This is a genomic window from Burkholderia sp. AU16741, from assembly GCF_002223345.1.
Lineage (GTDB): Bacteria > Pseudomonadota > Gammaproteobacteria > Burkholderiales > Burkholderiaceae > Burkholderia > Burkholderia sola.
Map to the genome: position 1 here is coordinate 532,980 of NZ_NKEZ01000007.1, position 15,882 is coordinate 548,861.

Annotated in this window: 14 protein-coding genes; 11 read left to right on the forward strand and 3 right to left on the reverse strand. The window is 67.4% G+C overall.

Translation table 11 applies throughout. From position 1 onward, the window contains the following. Positions 1-70: 70 nt before the first annotated feature. Positions 71-1,771 (forward strand): methyl-accepting chemotaxis protein, encoded by a 1,701-nt coding sequence (locus CFB89_RS19250; protein WP_089469233.1) that lies wholly within the window; start codon positions 71-73, stop codon positions 1,769-1,771. 44 nt (positions 1,772-1,815) lie between these two features. Continuing rightward, positions 1,816-2,127 carry a hypothetical protein gene (locus CFB89_RS19255; RefSeq protein ID WP_089469234.1) on the forward strand — a complete coding sequence of 104 codons (312 nt, stop codon included), beginning with the start codon at positions 1,816-1,818 and terminating at the stop codon, positions 2,125-2,127. A gap of 143 nt (positions 2,128-2,270) precedes the next feature. Here CFB89_RS19255 and andR read toward each other — a convergent pair whose 3' ends face one another. Then, complete coding sequence (gene andR, locus CFB89_RS19260) at positions 2,271-3,230, reverse strand: anthranilate 1,2-dioxygenase regulatory protein AndR (RefSeq protein WP_089469235.1); 960 nt, start codon at positions 3,228-3,230, stop codon at positions 2,271-2,273. A gap of 213 nt (positions 3,231-3,443) precedes the next feature. Between andR and andAc the strand changes: the two genes are divergently transcribed. The 5 genes from andAc to CFB89_RS19285 all read left to right on the forward strand — a co-directional run bounded on the left by andAc (position 3,444) and on the right by CFB89_RS19285 (position 8,253). Continuing rightward, the gene (andAc, locus tag CFB89_RS19265; protein WP_012338515.1) at positions 3,444-4,715 is read left to right on the forward strand and encodes an anthranilate 1,2-dioxygenase large subunit AndAc; all 1,272 of its coding nucleotides are present in this window, start codon (positions 3,444-3,446) and stop codon (positions 4,713-4,715) included. A 14-nt stretch (positions 4,716-4,729) separates the two neighbouring features. Then, the gene (gene andAd / locus CFB89_RS19270) at positions 4,730-5,206 is read left to right on the forward strand and encodes an anthranilate 1,2-dioxygenase small subunit AndAd (RefSeq protein ID WP_011548235.1); all 477 of its coding nucleotides are present in this window, start codon (positions 4,730-4,732) and stop codon (positions 5,204-5,206) included. A 35-nt stretch (positions 5,207-5,241) separates the two neighbouring features. Beyond that, positions 5,242-5,568: an anthranilate 1,2-dioxygenase ferredoxin subunit AndAb gene (gene andAb, locus CFB89_RS19275; protein WP_089469236.1), complete on the forward strand. Its 327-nt coding sequence runs from the start codon at positions 5,242-5,244 to the stop codon at positions 5,566-5,568. Then, positions 5,558-6,778, forward strand: a complete 1,221-nt coding sequence (andAa, locus tag CFB89_RS19280) for an anthranilate 1,2-dioxygenase system ferredoxin--NAD(+) reductase (protein WP_089469237.1) — start codon at positions 5,558-5,560, stop codon at positions 6,776-6,778. Before andAb ends, andAa begins: the two co-directional genes overlap by 11 nt. A 188-nt stretch (positions 6,779-6,966) precedes the next feature. Next, on the forward strand, positions 6,967-8,253 hold the full coding sequence (locus tag CFB89_RS19285; protein ID WP_089469238.1) for a DUF445 domain-containing protein: 1,287 nt from the start codon (positions 6,967-6,969) through the stop codon (positions 8,251-8,253). Positions 8,254-8,301: 48 nt separating this feature from the next. On the opposite strand, the gene CFB89_RS19290 is transcribed toward CFB89_RS19285, so the two are convergent. Together CFB89_RS19290 and CFB89_RS19295 are read right to left on the reverse strand one after the other, a co-directional pair. After that, entirely contained in the window at positions 8,302-8,601 is a 300-nt protein-coding gene (locus CFB89_RS19290) for an addiction module antidote protein (RefSeq protein ID WP_050017389.1), read from the reverse strand. A gap of 3 nt (positions 8,602-8,604) precedes the next feature. Continuing rightward, positions 8,605-8,943 (reverse strand): type II toxin-antitoxin system RelE/ParE family toxin, encoded by a 339-nt coding sequence (locus tag CFB89_RS19295; RefSeq protein ID WP_089469239.1) that lies wholly within the window; start codon positions 8,941-8,943, stop codon positions 8,605-8,607. A 377-nt stretch (positions 8,944-9,320) separates the two neighbouring features. On the opposite strand from CFB89_RS19295, the gene CFB89_RS19305 reads away from it, so the two are divergent. From CFB89_RS19305 to CFB89_RS19320, 4 genes are all read left to right on the forward strand, one after another. Continuing rightward, on the forward strand, positions 9,321-10,961 hold the full coding sequence (locus tag CFB89_RS19305; protein ID WP_089469240.1) for an acetolactate synthase large subunit: 1,641 nt from the start codon (positions 9,321-9,323) through the stop codon (positions 10,959-10,961). A 28-nt stretch (positions 10,962-10,989) separates the two neighbouring features. After that, positions 10,990-12,423, forward strand: a complete 1,434-nt coding sequence (locus CFB89_RS19310; protein WP_089469241.1) for an aldehyde dehydrogenase family protein — start codon at positions 10,990-10,992, stop codon at positions 12,421-12,423. A gap of 226 nt (positions 12,424-12,649) precedes the next feature. Further along, positions 12,650-14,233, forward strand: coding sequence for a Na+/H+ antiporter (locus CFB89_RS19315; RefSeq protein WP_089469242.1), 1,584 nt, complete (start codon positions 12,650-12,652; stop codon positions 14,231-14,233). 480 nt (positions 14,234-14,713) lie between these two features. After that, the gene (locus CFB89_RS19320; RefSeq protein WP_089469243.1) at positions 14,714-15,847 is read left to right on the forward strand and encodes a hybrid sensor histidine kinase/response regulator; all 1,134 of its coding nucleotides are present in this window, start codon (positions 14,714-14,716) and stop codon (positions 15,845-15,847) included. The last annotated feature ends 35 nt before the right edge of the window (positions 15,848-15,882 follow it).

Genomic DNA, 15,882 nt, shown 5'->3' on the forward strand with positions numbered 1-15,882 from the left:
CGCTCCGTAAACAGGGTTGGAAGTGGGGATTCCCCTTCCGCATCGACCTGCAACATTCGAGGAGAGCAGCGTGAGCCGATTTGGGAAAAGCATAAAGTTCAGGATCTTTTTCGCGCTTGCCGCGTGTGTCGCGCTCATGGTCGCCATCGGCGTGTTCGGCCTGTTCGGCCTGTCGAGGCTGAATTCGAACGTCCATGACGCTTATACGGGCAACACTTTGCCGATCAGCGAATTGTCGGAAATTCGCGCCGCGACCTTCGAGACGCAGCTTCGGCTGCGTGGGGCGCTGTCCGAGCGCGATCCCGCGCGGGTGCGCAGCGGGATCGACGAGACGCGTGCCGAGCAACGCCGTCTCGACACGATATGGAACCGCTACTACGGTGAATCGATCACGAGCGACAAGGAGCGCCGCATCGCGGACCGGATCCGCGACGTGCTGCCCCGGTTCCGCGCGGGCGTGGGCGAAGCGCTCGCGGCGGTGGGCGGCGGGGACCGCGACGCGGCCGCCGCGGCGATCGACCGTCTGGCGCCCGCCGCCGACGCGCTCAAGCAGGCGCTCGACGACGACATCGCGCTGAACATCGATCAGGCGAAGTCGTTCGTCGACGACAGCGCGTCGACCTTCGTCATGATCTTGTGGATCGCGATCGGCCTGATCGGCGTCGGCGTGCTGGTCGCGGTGTGGGTGTCCGCGCACCTGATGCGGCACATCTCGACGCCGCTCGGGCGGGCCGTGAGCGTGGCCGACGAAATCGCCGGCGGGTCGCTGGACAACCGGATCGACGTCGATTCGCACGATGAATTCGGCCGGTTGCTCGGTGCGCTGGCGACGATGGATCGGCAGCTCGGCGCGACGGTGCGCGGCATCAAGCGCAGCGCGGAAGCGGTGGCGGTCGCGTCGCGCCAGATCGCGAGCGGCAATGCCGATCTGTCGGCCCGCACGGAACAGCAGGCCGCGTCGCTCGAGGAAACCGCGTCGAGCATGACGCAACTGACCGAGACCGTGAAGCAGAACGCCGACAACGCGCAGCAGGCCAATACGCTGGCGACGCGCGCGACCGGCATGGCCGATGCCGGCAACGATGCCGTGCAGGGCATGGTCGCGACGATCGGGCAGATCAGCAGCAGTTCCAGCCAGGTTTCCGACATCACGGGCGTCATCGAGGGCATCGCGTTCCAGACCAACATCCTTGCGCTCAACGCCGCGGTGGAGGCCGCGCGCGCCGGCGAGCAGGGGCGCGGCTTCGCGGTGGTCGCGAGCGAGGTGCGCAGCCTCGCGCAGCGCTCGGCCGCTGCCGCGAAGGAGATCAAGGAACTGATCGGCGCGTCGGTGTCGATGATCCGGGACAGCGCGCAGCAGGCCACGGGCGTCGGCGCGACGATGGGGGAGGTGAAGCTCGCGATCAAGCAGGTGTCCGATATCGTCGCCGAAATCGCGGCCGCGTCGCGCGAGCAGAGCCAGGGGATCGGGCAGGTCAATCTGGCGATCGAGCAGATGGACACGGTGACGCAGCAGAACGCGGCGCTCGTCGAGCAGGCGGCCGCGGCCGCGCATTCGCTCGAGGAGCAGGCCGGCCGTCTGCAGGCGGCGATGGCCACGTTCAAGCTCGCGCCGAACGCCGTCGATGTGCCGGTCGTGGCGTCGTCGGCGCCTGCATCTGCACCCGCACTCGCCCGCGCGCCGACGCGACCGCCGGCGGGGGCGGCGGCGGCGGCGGCGGAGCCGAGCGAACCTGTCACGGGCGGAGCCGTCGACTGGCAGGCGTTTTGATCGGGATAACGGTCCGCAGGCTGCTGCGACGGGAGTATCGGCCCATGAAAGGCTCGACGCGTTCTGCTCACGTGGTACTCACGCTCGATGCGCTCGTCGACGCATGCGTGCGTTTCGATCCGTCGGACGGGGATCAGCGGCTGATCGTCCGAACGCTGGTCGTGCCGATGCTCGCGCGGCGGCTGAAGTGGCTGGGGCTGTTGCTGCGCGCGAGCCCGCGCAGCGAGGCCACGCGCACGATGCTCGAACGGATCGAAGGGGCGCTCGCGTGCGCAGCCGCACGGCTCGACGCGGCGCGCCGGCCGTGCGCGGATACGGCGACGAATCCCGTGCCGCGGCGCGGGCCGCCGGCATAGATCCCGCAGTCGTCGCGCGAGCGAGGGCCGACCGTCGATCGGGGCGCGGCCGCCCGCACGCACGGAAGGCGAAGGGTGGGAATGGCGATCGGCAGGACGACGCGCGACATGCGGCGTGCGGCGCGGCGCATGCGCGGACGGCTTCAGCGCTTCGCGTCGAGCGTTTCCGACGGCGATTCGCCGAATTTTTCCCGATACGCGATCGCGAATCGCCCGAGATGGGTAAACCCGCAGTCGAGCGCGATATCAGCGATCCGCCGGTCGGATGCCGCGCCGCGCAGCAGTTCGCGCGCATGCACGAGCCGCGTCGCACGCAGGTATTGCATTGGGCTCATCCCGCGGAACTGCAGGAACGCGTCGCGCAGCGTCCGTTCGGGCACGTTGGCGGCCTGGACGATATCGGCAAGCTGCAGCGGCTGCGCGTAGTGCGCATCGACGAATTCCTGTGCGCGCCGCACGAAGCCCGGCGCCGGGTCGCGGTGCGACGCCTGCAGCGCGGACGGCGGGTGGCCTTCGATCAGCAGGTCGATCAGCAGATGCTCGAGCTGCGACGCGACGCGCGGGTTCGCGTTCGCGCGTTCGAGCAGCTCGGGCGACCGCGCGACGAGCATCAGCTGCTGGCGCCACGCGGCGAGCGCGGCGTCGCTCACGTGCAGCACGGGGTCGAGCGTCGCGCGCGGGTCGCCGGTCAGCGCGCCGACGGTCGCCGCGTCGATGCGCAGCACGAACTGCTCGCAATCGGCCGACAGCACCGCGTCGAAGCGCTCGCCGGGCGCGCACAGCACGCCCGTCTGCCCGTCGACGCCGAGCTGGCGCCCCATCGCGCGCACTTCGGCCTGGCCGGACAGGCAGAACATCAGCAGGTAATAGCCGTCGACGGCGTCGACCTGCACGCGCATCGCGTCGCCGAACGCGATCGTCCCGATCCCGAGCCCGCCCAGCCGGACGAAATCCATGTGCGACGCGCCTTGCACGCGGCCGCTCGGCAGCAGCGCGTGCGGCTGCATCACGCGCGAGATCCGCTCGCGCGTCTCGTCGAGATCGCGGGATTCGAACAGCCGGTGCGCGCGCAGCGCGAGCGGCTCGAACGACGTTGGGGACATGGGCCTATGCCTGGGTATGGACGACGCGCGCTTCGATCCGACGAATGGGTCGCGATCGTGCGCCGGGTCGCGTGTGCCGTCATGCTAGCGCAGAAATCCGCCGAAAGTGGATATTGCGCCGCCGCAATCGCACTTTCCGGATAGACGCCGAATATTAGCTTTTCAAAAATCGGCTCCATGCATTCAACGCAACGGATCGACAAGGAGTCCGACATGGAGCAGACAGAATCGCCCGTCGTTTTCGCCGCGCGCGGCGACGCATCCGACGTGACCTTCCCGCACGACGACGGCTCGCGCGTGCCGTACAAGGTGTTCAGTTCGCGGGCCGTCTACGATCGCGAGCAGGAGCGCATCTTCCGCGGGCCGACGTGGAATTTCGTCGCGCTCGAAGCCGAAATCCCGAACGCCGGCGACTTCAAGAGCACGTTCGTCGGCGACACGCCGGTGGTCGTCACGCGCACCGAGGACGGCGCGCTGTCCGCGTGGGTGAACCGCTGCGCGCACCGCGGCGCGCAGGTGTGCCGCAAGTCGCGCGGCAACGCGAGCTCGCACACGTGCGTGTATCACCAGTGGAGCTTCGACAACCAGGGCAACCTGCTCGGCGTGCCGTTCCGGCGCGGCCAGAAGGGGATGACCGGGATGCCGGCCGATTTCGATCCGAAGCAGCACGGGCTGCGCAAGCTGCGCGTGGACAGCTATCGCGGGCTCGTGTTCGCGACCTTCAGCGATGAAGTCGCGCCGCTGCCCGAGTATCTCGGCGAGCAGATGCGCCCGTGGATCGACCGGATCTTCCACAAGCCGATCGAGTATCTCGGCTGCACGCGCCAGTATTCGAAGTCGAACTGGAAGCTGTACATGGAGAACGTGAAGGACCCGTATCACGCGAGCATGCTGCACCTGTTCCATACGACCTTCAACATCTTCCGCGTCGGGATGAAGGCGCGCTCGATTCCGGATGCGAACCACGGGCTGCACAGCATCATCACGGTGACGAAGACCGGCGACGACACGTCGGCCGCGTACAAGCAGCAGAACATTCGCTCGTTCGACGAGGGTTTTCATCTGGAAGACGAATCGATCCTCGATCTCGTATCGGAATACGACGAGGACTGCACGAACCATATCCAGCCGATCTTCCCGCAGCTCGTGATCCAGCAGATCCACAACACGCTGGTCGCGCGGCAGATTTTGCCGAAGGGGCCGGACAACTTCGAGCTGATCTTCCACTTCTTCGGTTACGCGGACGACACGCCCGAGCTGCGCGCGCTGCGCATCAAGCAGGCGAACCTCGTCGGGCCGGCCGGCTACATCTCGATGGAGGACACCGAAGCGACCGAGCTCGTGCAGCGCGGCACGGTGCGCGATGCGGATGCGACGTCGGTGATCGAGATGTCGCGCGGCAATCCGGATCAACAGGACACGGTGATCACCGAGAGCCTGATCCGCAAGTTCTGGGTCGGCTACCAGAAGCTGATGGGCTATTGAGGCGGGAGCAAAAGATGACGGAAGACATGAAGACGTGGTTCGAGATTTATATGCTCCAGAACCGCTACATCGGGCACCTCGACAACGACCGGCTCGAACACTGGCCGGAGATGTTCACCGAAGATTGCACGTACGAAATCGTGCCGAAGGAGAACGCCGATCTCGGGCTGCCGGTCGGGATCGTCCACTGCACGAACCAGCGGATGCTGCGCGACCGCGTGGTGTCGCTGCGGCACGCGAACATCTACGAGGAGCACACGTACCGGCACATGACGTCGGGCCTGACGATCGTCGCCGAACGCGACGGCGAGTTCGATACCGAGAGCAACTACGTGGTCGTGCAGACGCGCAGCAACGGCGAATCGAACGTGTACCAGGCCGGCAAGTACTACGACACGGTCGTGCGCACGCCCGACGGCTGGCGCTACAAGACCAAGCGCGTGATCTACGACACGTCGCGCGTGCAGACGCTGCTCGCGACGCCGATCTGACCGCTCCGACCGATCTGACGAAGCAAGGAATCGACATGACTGAAGCAACGCTGGCCGAGTGGCATCCGCTCGGCGCTTTCGACGAATTCTCCGAAGACGAACCGGCGGCGCGCGTCGCCGGCCAGAAGCCGATCGCCGTGTTCCGGATCGGCGACGAACTGTTCGCGATGCACGACCTGTGTTCGCATGGTCATGCGCGCTTGTCCGAAGGCTATGTGGAGGACGGCTGCGTCGAATGCCCGCTGCACCAGGGGCTGATCGACATTCGCACCGGCGCGCCGAAATGCGCGCCGATCACCGAGCCGGTGCGGGTCTATCCGATCCGGCTCGTCGACGGGCAGGTGGAAGTCAATGTCGGCTGACCCGTTCGTGATCGTCGGCGCCGGCCACGCGGCGCGGCGCACGGTCGAGGCGCTGCGCGAGCGCGACGCCGCTGCGCGCATCGTGATGATCGGCGCGGAGCGCGAGTTGCCGTACGACCGGCCGGCGCTGTCGAAGGACGCGCTGTTGAGCGATGGCGGCGAGCAGCGCGCGTTCATTCGCGATGCCGCATGGTACGACGCGCAGCGCGTCGAATTGCGGCTCGGCACGCGCGTGGATGCGATCGAGCGCGACGCACGGCGGGTGCGGCTCGACGACGGTGCGACGTTGCCGTACGCGAAGCTCGTGCTCGCGACGGGCTCGCGCGTGCGCACGTTCGGCGGGGCGATCGACGAAGGTGTCGCCGTGCACTACGTCCGCACGGTCGACGATGCGCGTGCGTTGCGTGCGCAACTCGCGCCCGGGCGCCGCGTGGCGGTGCTCGGCGGCGGCTTCATCGGCCTCGAGGTCGCGGCGGCGGCGCGTCGGCTCGGCTGCGACGTGACGGTGATCGACCCGGCGCCGCGGTTGCTGCAGCGCGCGTTGCCGGAAGTGGTCGGCGCGTATGCGCGGCAATTGCACGATGCGCGCGGCGTGAATTTTCAGATGGCGACGCTGCCGCGCGCGATCCGCCGCGCGCCGGGCGGCGGCGCAGTCGTCGAGACCGATCGCGGTGACGTGCCGGCCGACGTCGTCGTGGTCGGCATCGGCGTGGTGCCCAACGTCGAGCTGGCGCACGCGGCCGGGCTCGACGTCGACAACGGGATACGCGTCGATGCGGGCTGTCGCACGGCCGACGCCGCGATCTTCGCGGCGGGCGAGGTGACGATGCACTTCAATCCGCTGCTCGGGCGGCATGTGCGGATCGAATCGTGGCAGGTGGCCGAAAACCAGCCGGCCGTCGCGGCCGCGAACCTGCTCGGCGCCGACGAGCGCTATGCCGAGCTGCCGTGGCTGTGGTCCGATCAGTACGACTGCAACCTGCAGATGCTCGGGTTGTTCGGCGGCGAACGCACGATCGTCGTGCGCGGCGATCCGGCGAGCGGGCTGTTCGCGGTGTTTGGGCTCGGCGACGACGGGAAGATCGTCGCGGTGGCCGCGGCGAACGTCGGCCGCGACATCGGCGCGTCGCGGCGGTTGATCGCGGCGGGCGCGGTGCCCGATCCGGTGAAGCTGGCCGATCCGGCAGTCAATCTGAAGACGTTCCTCTGACGCGGTGCGCGAGCGCGGTCCGCGTGGCCGTGTTCGCGTTGGCGCTCGGGGCCCGGTGCCCGGCGCGGATAGCCGGACATGCAGGAAGTCCGTTTTGGACAACGTGGCCGGCGCGCGCAATGCGCGCGGGTTTGTCGCGGGCCGGCGATCGGTGCATATTAGCGGCATTGCCGTTTCACCGGTTGCCCATGACGCCAGACAAAGCCCTCGAACTGAAACGAAGCAAGCGCCGTGCGCTGTGGCTGCTGCTGGCGGCCGTCGCGGTGTTCGTCACCACCATCCTGCTGCCGCGTGGCCCGTGGGTCGACGGCTGCAAGGCGGTGGCCGAAGCCGCGATGGTCGGCGCGCTCGCCGACTGGTTCGCGGTCGTCGCGCTGTTCCGCCGCGTGCCGATCCCGTTCGTGTCGCGCCACACCGAGATCATCCCGAGGAACAAGGACAAGATCGCCGACAACCTCGCGGCGTTCGTGCGCGAGAAGTTCCTCGGCCCCGACGCGCTCGCCGCGCAGATCCGCCAGCACGACCCCGCGCAGAAGCTCGGCGCGTGGCTCGGCGAGCCGGCGAACACCGACGCGCTCGGCGGCTACGTGACGAAGCTGATGAGTTTCGCGCTCGACATGACCGACGACGCGCGGATCCAGTCGTTCGTCCACGACGCGTTTCGCGCGGTGATCGACCGGGTCGACCTGTCGCAATCGGCCGGCGCGATCCTCGACACGCTGACGAAGGACGGCCGCCACCAGGCGCTGCTCGACGACGCGATCGAACAGGTGGTCGACGTGCTCGGCAAGGAAGAGAACCGCGAGGTGATCGCGGGCTTCATCGTCGAATGGCTGAAGACGCAATACCCGAAGGTCGAGAAGATCATGCCGACGCAGTGGTTCGGCGAAAACGGCGCGCGGATGCTCGCGAGCGCGGTGAGCCGCGTGCTGGAGGGCGTCGCGGCCGACCCCGAGCACGAGCTGCGGCAACGCTTCGACCGGACGGTCGTGCGGCTGACCGAACGGCTGAAGCACGACCCGGCGTTCATCGAGAAGGGCGAGGAGATCAAGCGCTATATCCGCGACGGCGATGCGTTCAACGACTACGTGCGCGATTTGTGGGACCAGTTGCGCGCGTGGCTGAAGGCCGATCTCGCGCGCCCCGATTCGGCGCTGCACCGGCAGGCCGCGACGCTCGGCGGCTGGCTCGGCGCACGGCTCGCCGAGAGCCCGGCGCTGCGTGCGTCGCTGAACGAGCACGTCGAGAAGGCCGTGCACGAGATGGCGCCCGATTTCGCCGATTTCCTGATGCGTCACATTCGCGACACGGTGCGCAACTGGGATGCGCGCGAGATGTCGCGACAGATCGAGCTGAACATCGGCAAGGATCTGCAAACCATCCGCATCAACGGCACGCTGGTCGGCGGGCTGATCGGGCTCGGGTTGTATCTGGTGTCGCTCGCGCCGCGCTGGGCGGCCGGATGGCTGCACTGACGCGGGCACGCGCGTTGCGCCCGTGGCGCGCTGCGGTGCGCCGCCGGGTTACGCGGCTGCCTTGGCGCCGTGCAATTGCAGGCCGAGCGCCTTGATGACTTTCAGGATCGTGCCGAAGCTCGGATTGCCGTCGTGCGACAGCGCCTTGTATAGCCCTTCGCGCGACAGGCCCGCATCGCGCGCGACCTGCGACATGCCGCGTGCGCGGGCGATCACGCCGAGCGCGTGCGCGATGAAGGCCGGATCGTCGCCGCCCTCCTGCAGGCATGCGTCGAAGTACTCGGCCATGTCGTCTTCGGTTTTCAGGTGTTCGGCCGAATCCCACGGCCGCGTGTTGATCTTGTCCATCGATCACTCCATGTCGAGGTGCGCGAGCATTGCGTGCGCGGCGCGTATGTCGGCTCGTTGCGTCGATTTATCGCCGCCGCAGAGCAGGATGACCCATATCGTTCCGCGCCTCACGTAGTAGACGCGATAGCCGGGGCCGTGGTCGATACGCATTTCGACGACGGGAGCGCCGGCGGATTTCCAGTCGCCCGTATTGCCCATCGACAGGCGGTCGATGCGCGCCTGGATGCGGCGCTTGGCGAGGCGATCGGGCAGGCCGGCAAACCAGGCGTCGAAGACGTCGGTGGTCCGGATGCTGAACGTGGGTGCACTGTAGGGCACGGATTGCAGGATGTCAACCATGGTTCACATGTTCGAGGAAAGGAATCGGTTGCGCCTACGGTAGCGCCGCGCGCGTCGTTCCGGGTCGAATTGGCCGTCAGGCCGATGCTGCCGCGCGGCCGGAGCCGGCCATCCGGTCGAATTCGGAATTCCGCGAATCCGTCTACAATCAAAAACGTCTTTGCCGTCCGTGCGTGCTCGCCGCGCGCGGACGAGTCCGTTCGTCCTCCGGCATCCGGAGGCGCCGCCGCGCATCACGCACCGAGCATCGCGTGTCGCACGGCGAGCAGTGCCGTGGTCTGTGTCCGGTAGGTAAGGCGTCCGCGTGCCGTAGGCCGGCGCGCGTCCTGAACGCCGCGTGTCCGTAGGCCGGGCAGGCGGCATAACCGAGAGTCCCCATGAAAGCATCGGATCTGTTCGTGAAGGCGCTGGAAGCCGAAGGCGTCGAGTACGTGTTCGGCATTCCCGGCGAGGAAAACCTCGATCTGCTCGAATCGCTGCGGCGATCGAAGATCAAGCTCGTGCTGACCCGGCACGAGCAGGCGGCCGGGTTCATGGCCGCCACCTACGGCCGCCTCACGGGCCGTACCGGCGTGTGTCTCGCGACGCTCGGGCCGGGCGCGACGAACTTCGTGACGGCCGCCGCGTATGCGCAGCTCGGCGGGATGCCGATGCTGATGATCACCGGGCAGAAGCCGATCAAGTCCAGCAAGCAGGGCCACTTCCAGATCGTCGACGTGGTCGACATGATGCAGCCGCTCACGAAGTTCACGCGGCAGATCGTGTCGATCGGCAACATCCCGTCGGCCGTGCGCGAGGCGTTCCGCCGCGCGGAGGAGGAGCGCCCGGGCGCCGCGCACCTCGAACTGCCGGAAGACATCGCGCACGAGGAGGGCGACGGCAAGCCGATCCCGCGCAGTTACAGCCGGCGGCCGGTGGCGGAGGAGAAGGCGGTCGCGCATGCGGTCGACGCGATCCAGGCCGCCCGCCATCCGCTGTTGATGATCGGCGCGGGCGGCAACCGCAAGACCACCTGCAAGATGCTGCTCGAATTCGTCGACAAGACGGGCATCCCGTTCTTCACGACGCAGATGGGCAAGGGCGTGATCGACGAGACGCACCTGCTGTGGCTCGGCAACGCGACGCTGTCCGACGGCGACTTCGTGCACCGCGCGATCGAGCACGCGGATTGCATCATCAACGTCGGCCACGACGTGATCGAGAAGCCGCCGTTCTTCATGCGCACCGACGACAAGACCGTGATCCACGTGAACTTCCTCGGCGCACAAGTCGATCCCGTCTATTTTCCGCAGATCGAGGTGGTCGGCGACATCGCGAACGCGGTGTGGCAGATGAAGGAAGCGGTGGCCCCGCAATCGCACTGGGATTTCGAGCGCTTCCGGATGATCAAGGAGCATTTCGACGCGCATCTGCAGAAAGGGCAGCACGACGCGCGCTTTCCGATGTATCCGGTGCGGATCGTCAACGACCTGTACAACGCGTTGCCGGTGGACGGCATCGTCTGTCTCGACAACGGGATGTACAAGATCTGGTTCGCGCGCTACTGGCGCGCGCACGAGCCGAACTCGCTGCTGCTCGACAACGCGCTCGCGTCGATGGGCGCCGGCCTGCCGTCGGCGATCGCGACGAAGATCGTGCATCCGCAGCGCAAGGTGATCGCCGTGTGCGGCGACGGCGGTTTCATGATGAATTCGCAGGAGCTCGAAACGGCCGTGCGGCTGAAGCTCGACATCGTCGTGATGATCCTGCGCGACGACGCGTTCGGGATGATCCGCTGGAAGCAGGAGAACATGAATTTTCCCGATTTCGCGATGACGCTGCAGAACCCCGATTTCGTGTCGTACGCGCAAAGCTACGGCGCGCACGGGCACCGCGTCGAGTCGGCCGACGATCTCGAGCCGCTGCTGCGCGAGTGCTTCTCGGCGCCGGGCGTGCACGTAATCGACGTGCCGATCGACTATTCGGACAACGAGCGCGTGCTGAACCGCGAGATCAAGCGCCTGTCGGCGCAACTTTGAATTCCCGTTCACAGGAAGGAGTCGTTCCATGTTGAAGGAAACCTATCCGTATTACCTCGCCAACGAAGCCGTCTACGCGAACACCGATCTGGACGTGACCGACAAGTTCAGCGGCAAGGTCGCCACGCGCGTCGCGCTGGCCGACGCGAAGGCGATCGATGCGGCGATCGCCGCGGCCGTCGACGCCACCAAGCCGATGCGCGAGATGCCGGCCTACAAGCGGCAGGCCGTGCTCGATCATTGCGTCGCGCGGTTTCGCGAGCGTTTCGACGAGCTGGCCGAGGCGCTGTGCATCGAGGCCGGCAAGCCGATCAACGATTCGAAGGGCGAAGTCACGCGGCTGATCGATACGTTCCGCGTCGCGTCCGAGGAATCGGTGCGCATCGACGGCGAGATCGTCAACCTCGAGATCTCCGCGCGAGCGCAGGGCTACACGGGCTACACGAAGCGCGTGCCGATCGGCCCGTGCTCGTTCATCTCGCCGTTCAACTTCCCGCTGAACCTCGCCGCGCACAAGGTCGCGCCCGCGCTCGCGGCCGGCTGTCCGTTCGTGCTGAAACCCGCGAGCCGCACGCCGATCGGCGCGCTGATCATCGGCGAGGTGCTCGCGGAAACCGACCTGCCGAAGGGCGCGTTCTCGGTGCTGCCCGCGCATCGCGACGGCGCCGACCTGTTCACGACCGACGAGCGCTTCAAGCTGCTGTCGTTCACCGGTTCGCCGGCCGTCGGCTGGGCGCTGAAGGAGAAGGCCGGCAAGAAGAAAGTCGTGCTGGAGCTCGGCGGCAACGCGGCCGCGATCGTCGATGCGGACCAGCGCGACCGGCTCGACTACGTGGTCGAGCGGCTCGCGTTCGGCGCGTACTACCAGTCGGGCCAGAGCTGCATCGGCGTGCAGCGGATCCTCGTGCATGCCGACCTTTACGACGCGCTGCGCGAGAAGCTGATCGCGAAGACGCGTTCGCTGAAAATGGGCGATCCGAAGGATCCGTCGACGTTCGTCGGCCCGATGATCTCCGAATCCGAGTCGCGCCGGCTGTCGGGCTGGATGGACGCGGCCGTCGCGGCGGGCGCGAAGATCGTCGCGGGCGGCAAGGTCGACGGCGCGATGTTCGAGGCGACGCTGCTGGAAAACGTCGGGCGCGAGCAGGACCTGTACCGGAAGGAGGCGTTCGGCCCGGTCGCGATCCTCGAGAAGTTCGACCGCTTCGACGACGCGCTCGCGCGCGTGAACGACAGCGACTTCGGGCTGCAGGCCGGCGTGTTCACCGATTCGCTCACGCACGCGCACCGCGCATGGGACGAGCTGGAAGTCGGCGGCGTCGTGATCAACGACGTGCCGTCGTTCCGCGTCGACAACATGCCGTATGGCGGCGTGAAGGATTCCGGTCTCGGCCGCGAAGGCATCCGCTATGCGATCGAGGACATGACCGAGCCGCGGCTGATGGTCGTGCGGCGCCGGTAACGCGCGGCAGGCGGCGCGGGGCCGCGACGGCACGCGGGCGGGCGATCGGGCCGGCCCGCGTGCCGTTTTTCATGGCGCCGCACGGCGCCGCGCCGCGCGTGTACCGTGTGGCAGGCCGCCTGAAACAGGCTCGACTACGGGCCTTGCGTCGTGATGTAATCGCGCGAAACTGCCGACCGGGGTACGACGCCGGAACGCGCGAATTCATTCTTCACGAGGTCGATTCATGTCCCCCGTCTCGGCATTCAAGCTGGTTCTGTTGTCATTCCTCGCGATCGTCGCGCTCGAATGCATCGCCAAACGGCTGCGGCTGCCGCCCGCGGCCGCGCTGCTGATCGGCGGCATCGGCATCGCATTCATCCCCGGCCTGCCGCCGGTCGACCTCGATCCCGAGCTGGTGCTGCTGGTGTTCCTGCCGCCGCTGCTGATGGATGGGGCGTACTTCTCCGTGTGGGAAGAATTCAAGCGCAACGTCGGCGGCATCCTGATGCTGGCGATCGGCGCGGTCGTGTTCACGACGTTCGCGGTCGGCTTCGCCGTCCACTGGGTGGTGCCGGCGTTGCCGTGGGCCGCGTGCTTCGCGCTCGGCGCGATCGTGTCGCCGCCCGATGCGGTCGCCGCGAAGGCCGTGCTCGAACGGGTCGCGCTGCCGCGCCGGTTGATGGTGCTGCTCGAAGGCGAGAGCCTGCTGAACGACGCGGCCGGCCTCGTGCTGTTCCGCTTCGCGGTCGCGGCCGCGCTCACGGGCGCGTTCAGCCTCGAGCATGCGGTCGTGCGCTTCGCGGAACTCGGGCTCGGCGGCGTGGTGGTCGGCTTCGTGGTCGGCAAGCTCGTCGTGTGGTTCCTGAAGCTGCTCGACGACGACTATCTCGTGATCACCGTCGCGGTGATCGCCGGCTGGATCGCGTACATCGCGGGCGAAATGGTCGAGGTGTCGGGCGTGATCTCGACCGTCACGGCCGGCATGATCATCGGCTGGCATCAGCACGAGGTGTTCACGGCGGCCGTGCGCACGCGCGGCACCGCGTTCTGGCAGGTCATCGTGTTCCTGCTCGAGGCGATGGTGTTCGTGCTGATCGGGTTGTCGCTGCGCGGCGCGATCCACCGGCTCGGCGGCTTCGAGCAGGTGCTCGGCACGATGGTGCCGCCGGTGCTCGCGGTGCTGGCGGCGGTGATCCTGTCGCGCTTCGTGTGGATCTACGCGGTCGAGGCGCTGAAGTGGCCGGTGCGTGGCCTCGTGCGGCGCGGCGACGCGCCCGACTGGAAGGCCGCGACGATCATGAGCTGGGCCGGGATGCGCGGCGTGGTGACGCTGGCGATCGCGCTGTCGCTGCCCGAGGCGCTGCCCGGCCGCGACGTGATCCTCGTCGCGTCGTTCGCGGTGATCCTCGTCACTGTGCTGCTGCAGGGCACGACGATCGGGCCGCTGATCCGGCTGCTGCGCCTGCCGCAGCGCGACGAGCGCGCCGCGCACCACCTGACCGAGCCGCAGACGTGGGCGTACGTCGAGGCCGCGCAGCTCGCGGCGATCCAGCCGCTCGTGCGCGACGAGCACGGCGTCGTGATCCATCCGCGTCTGCTCGAGCAATACACGTATCGCGCCGAGCTGACCGAACGGTCGAAGAACGAGCCCGCGTATCCGGCGGAAGTGCGCATGGCGCACTACGACGTGGTGCTGGCCGCGATCCGGGCCGGGCGTGCCGAACTGTTGCGCCTGCATCGGTCGGGGCGCATCCACGACGAGATGCTGCACACGCTCGAGCGCGACCTCGATCTGCAGGAAGTGTCCGCGCAGCACGCGCGCGGGTAAGCGGGCGCACGGGCCGGCGTCCTGCCGGCCCTGACACGCGCGGGTCGGGCACCCGCCGCGCGATTTTTCTTCACCCGCCTGCCTTTTGCGGCCCTTCGCATCCGACCCCAATACATTCGCCGATACGATCCGCCACCAGTCTTGCAGCGCATGCAAACCTCATCGCGCCGGTCTCGCAAACGTTATCGTCCTTCGAATCCGGAAATGATCCGATTTATCTGATTCCGTCTCTTTCTGCATATTTGGCAAAACTAAACCGGAAGGAGATAGATGCTGTGTTCTAATTTCATTTAGAATCAGCCGGTTAAGTTTATTGAGAGAAAGAATGCGGAGGTAATGTGGGCCGCCGACGGGGAAACAAGCGGCGTCCAAAGCCCCGCAAGGCAGGGCCGACAGGCTAAATCGGCTAAATCGGCGGAATCAGGCGGTTTTTTCAACCTGCCAATATAAGATGGCGTCCAAGTCGGATAAACAACTCCTATGAAAGAATCGATTGGAGATTCGGCGTTTGAAACTGTATTTATGAAAGAATCGAGCAGTGATAATGCCTCGGATTGCCTCGAATCGGGCTTATCGGTCCTGCTGGTCGACGACCAGCCGTTCGTCGGCGAGGTGATCCGTCGCGCGCTGCGCAGCGAGCACGACATCGACCTGCACGTGTGCACCGACGCGCACCGGGCGATGGCGGTCGCGCGCGACGTGAAGCCGACGGTCATCCTGCAGGATCTCGTGATGCCGGAGATCGACGGCCTCGATCTCGTGCGCGCCTGGCGCGCGGACCCCCGCACCGCACGCGTGCCGATCATCGTGCTGTCCGCGAAGGAGGAGCCGATCGTCAAGCGCGAGGCGTTCATCGCCGGCGCGAACGACTATCTGGTGAAGCTTCCCGACGCGATGGAGCTGACCGCGCGCATCCGCTATCACTCGAATTCGTACCTGATGTCGCGGCAACGCGACGAGGCGCTCGATTTCCTGTCGCACGACATGCGTTCGCCGCAGACGTCGATCCTCGCGCTGCTGGACGTCTACCGGGCCGAGCACGGCGACATGCCGGCGATCATGGAGCGCATCGCCGGCCATGCACGGCGCGCGCTCGCGCTCGCCGACGGCTTCATCCACCTGACCCGTGCGCAGTCCGAACGGCGCGCGCACGAGGTCGTGAGTCTCAACGAGATCGTGCTCGACGCCGTCGACCAGCTGTGGGAGAAGGCGGCCGGGCTCGGCTGCCGGGTGAGCGCGTGCGTGCCCGATACCGCGTGCGTGACGATGGGCGACCGCATGATGCTGACGCGCGCGGTCGCGAACCTGATCGACAACGGGCTGAAGTATGGGCCGGCCGGGATGGACGTACATTGCACGCTGAGCGGCGAGGACGGCGCCTGGCTGATCGGCGTCGAGGATGCCGGCGCCGGCATCGCGCCGGAGCAGCGCACGGCCGCGACCGAGTCGTTCGTGCAGCTCGAATCCGCGCACGGCGCGGCGCGCAGCGGGTTCGGCCTCGGCCTCGCGTTCGTCCGCGCGACGGCGGCGCGGCATCGCGGCCAGATCCTGATGCGCAATACGGCGCGCGGCTTCATGGTCGCGCTCCGGCTGCCGGCGCAAGCGGAGCGATGATGTCGCGGCGCGGCCTGCCGGCGTCGCGCCGCCCG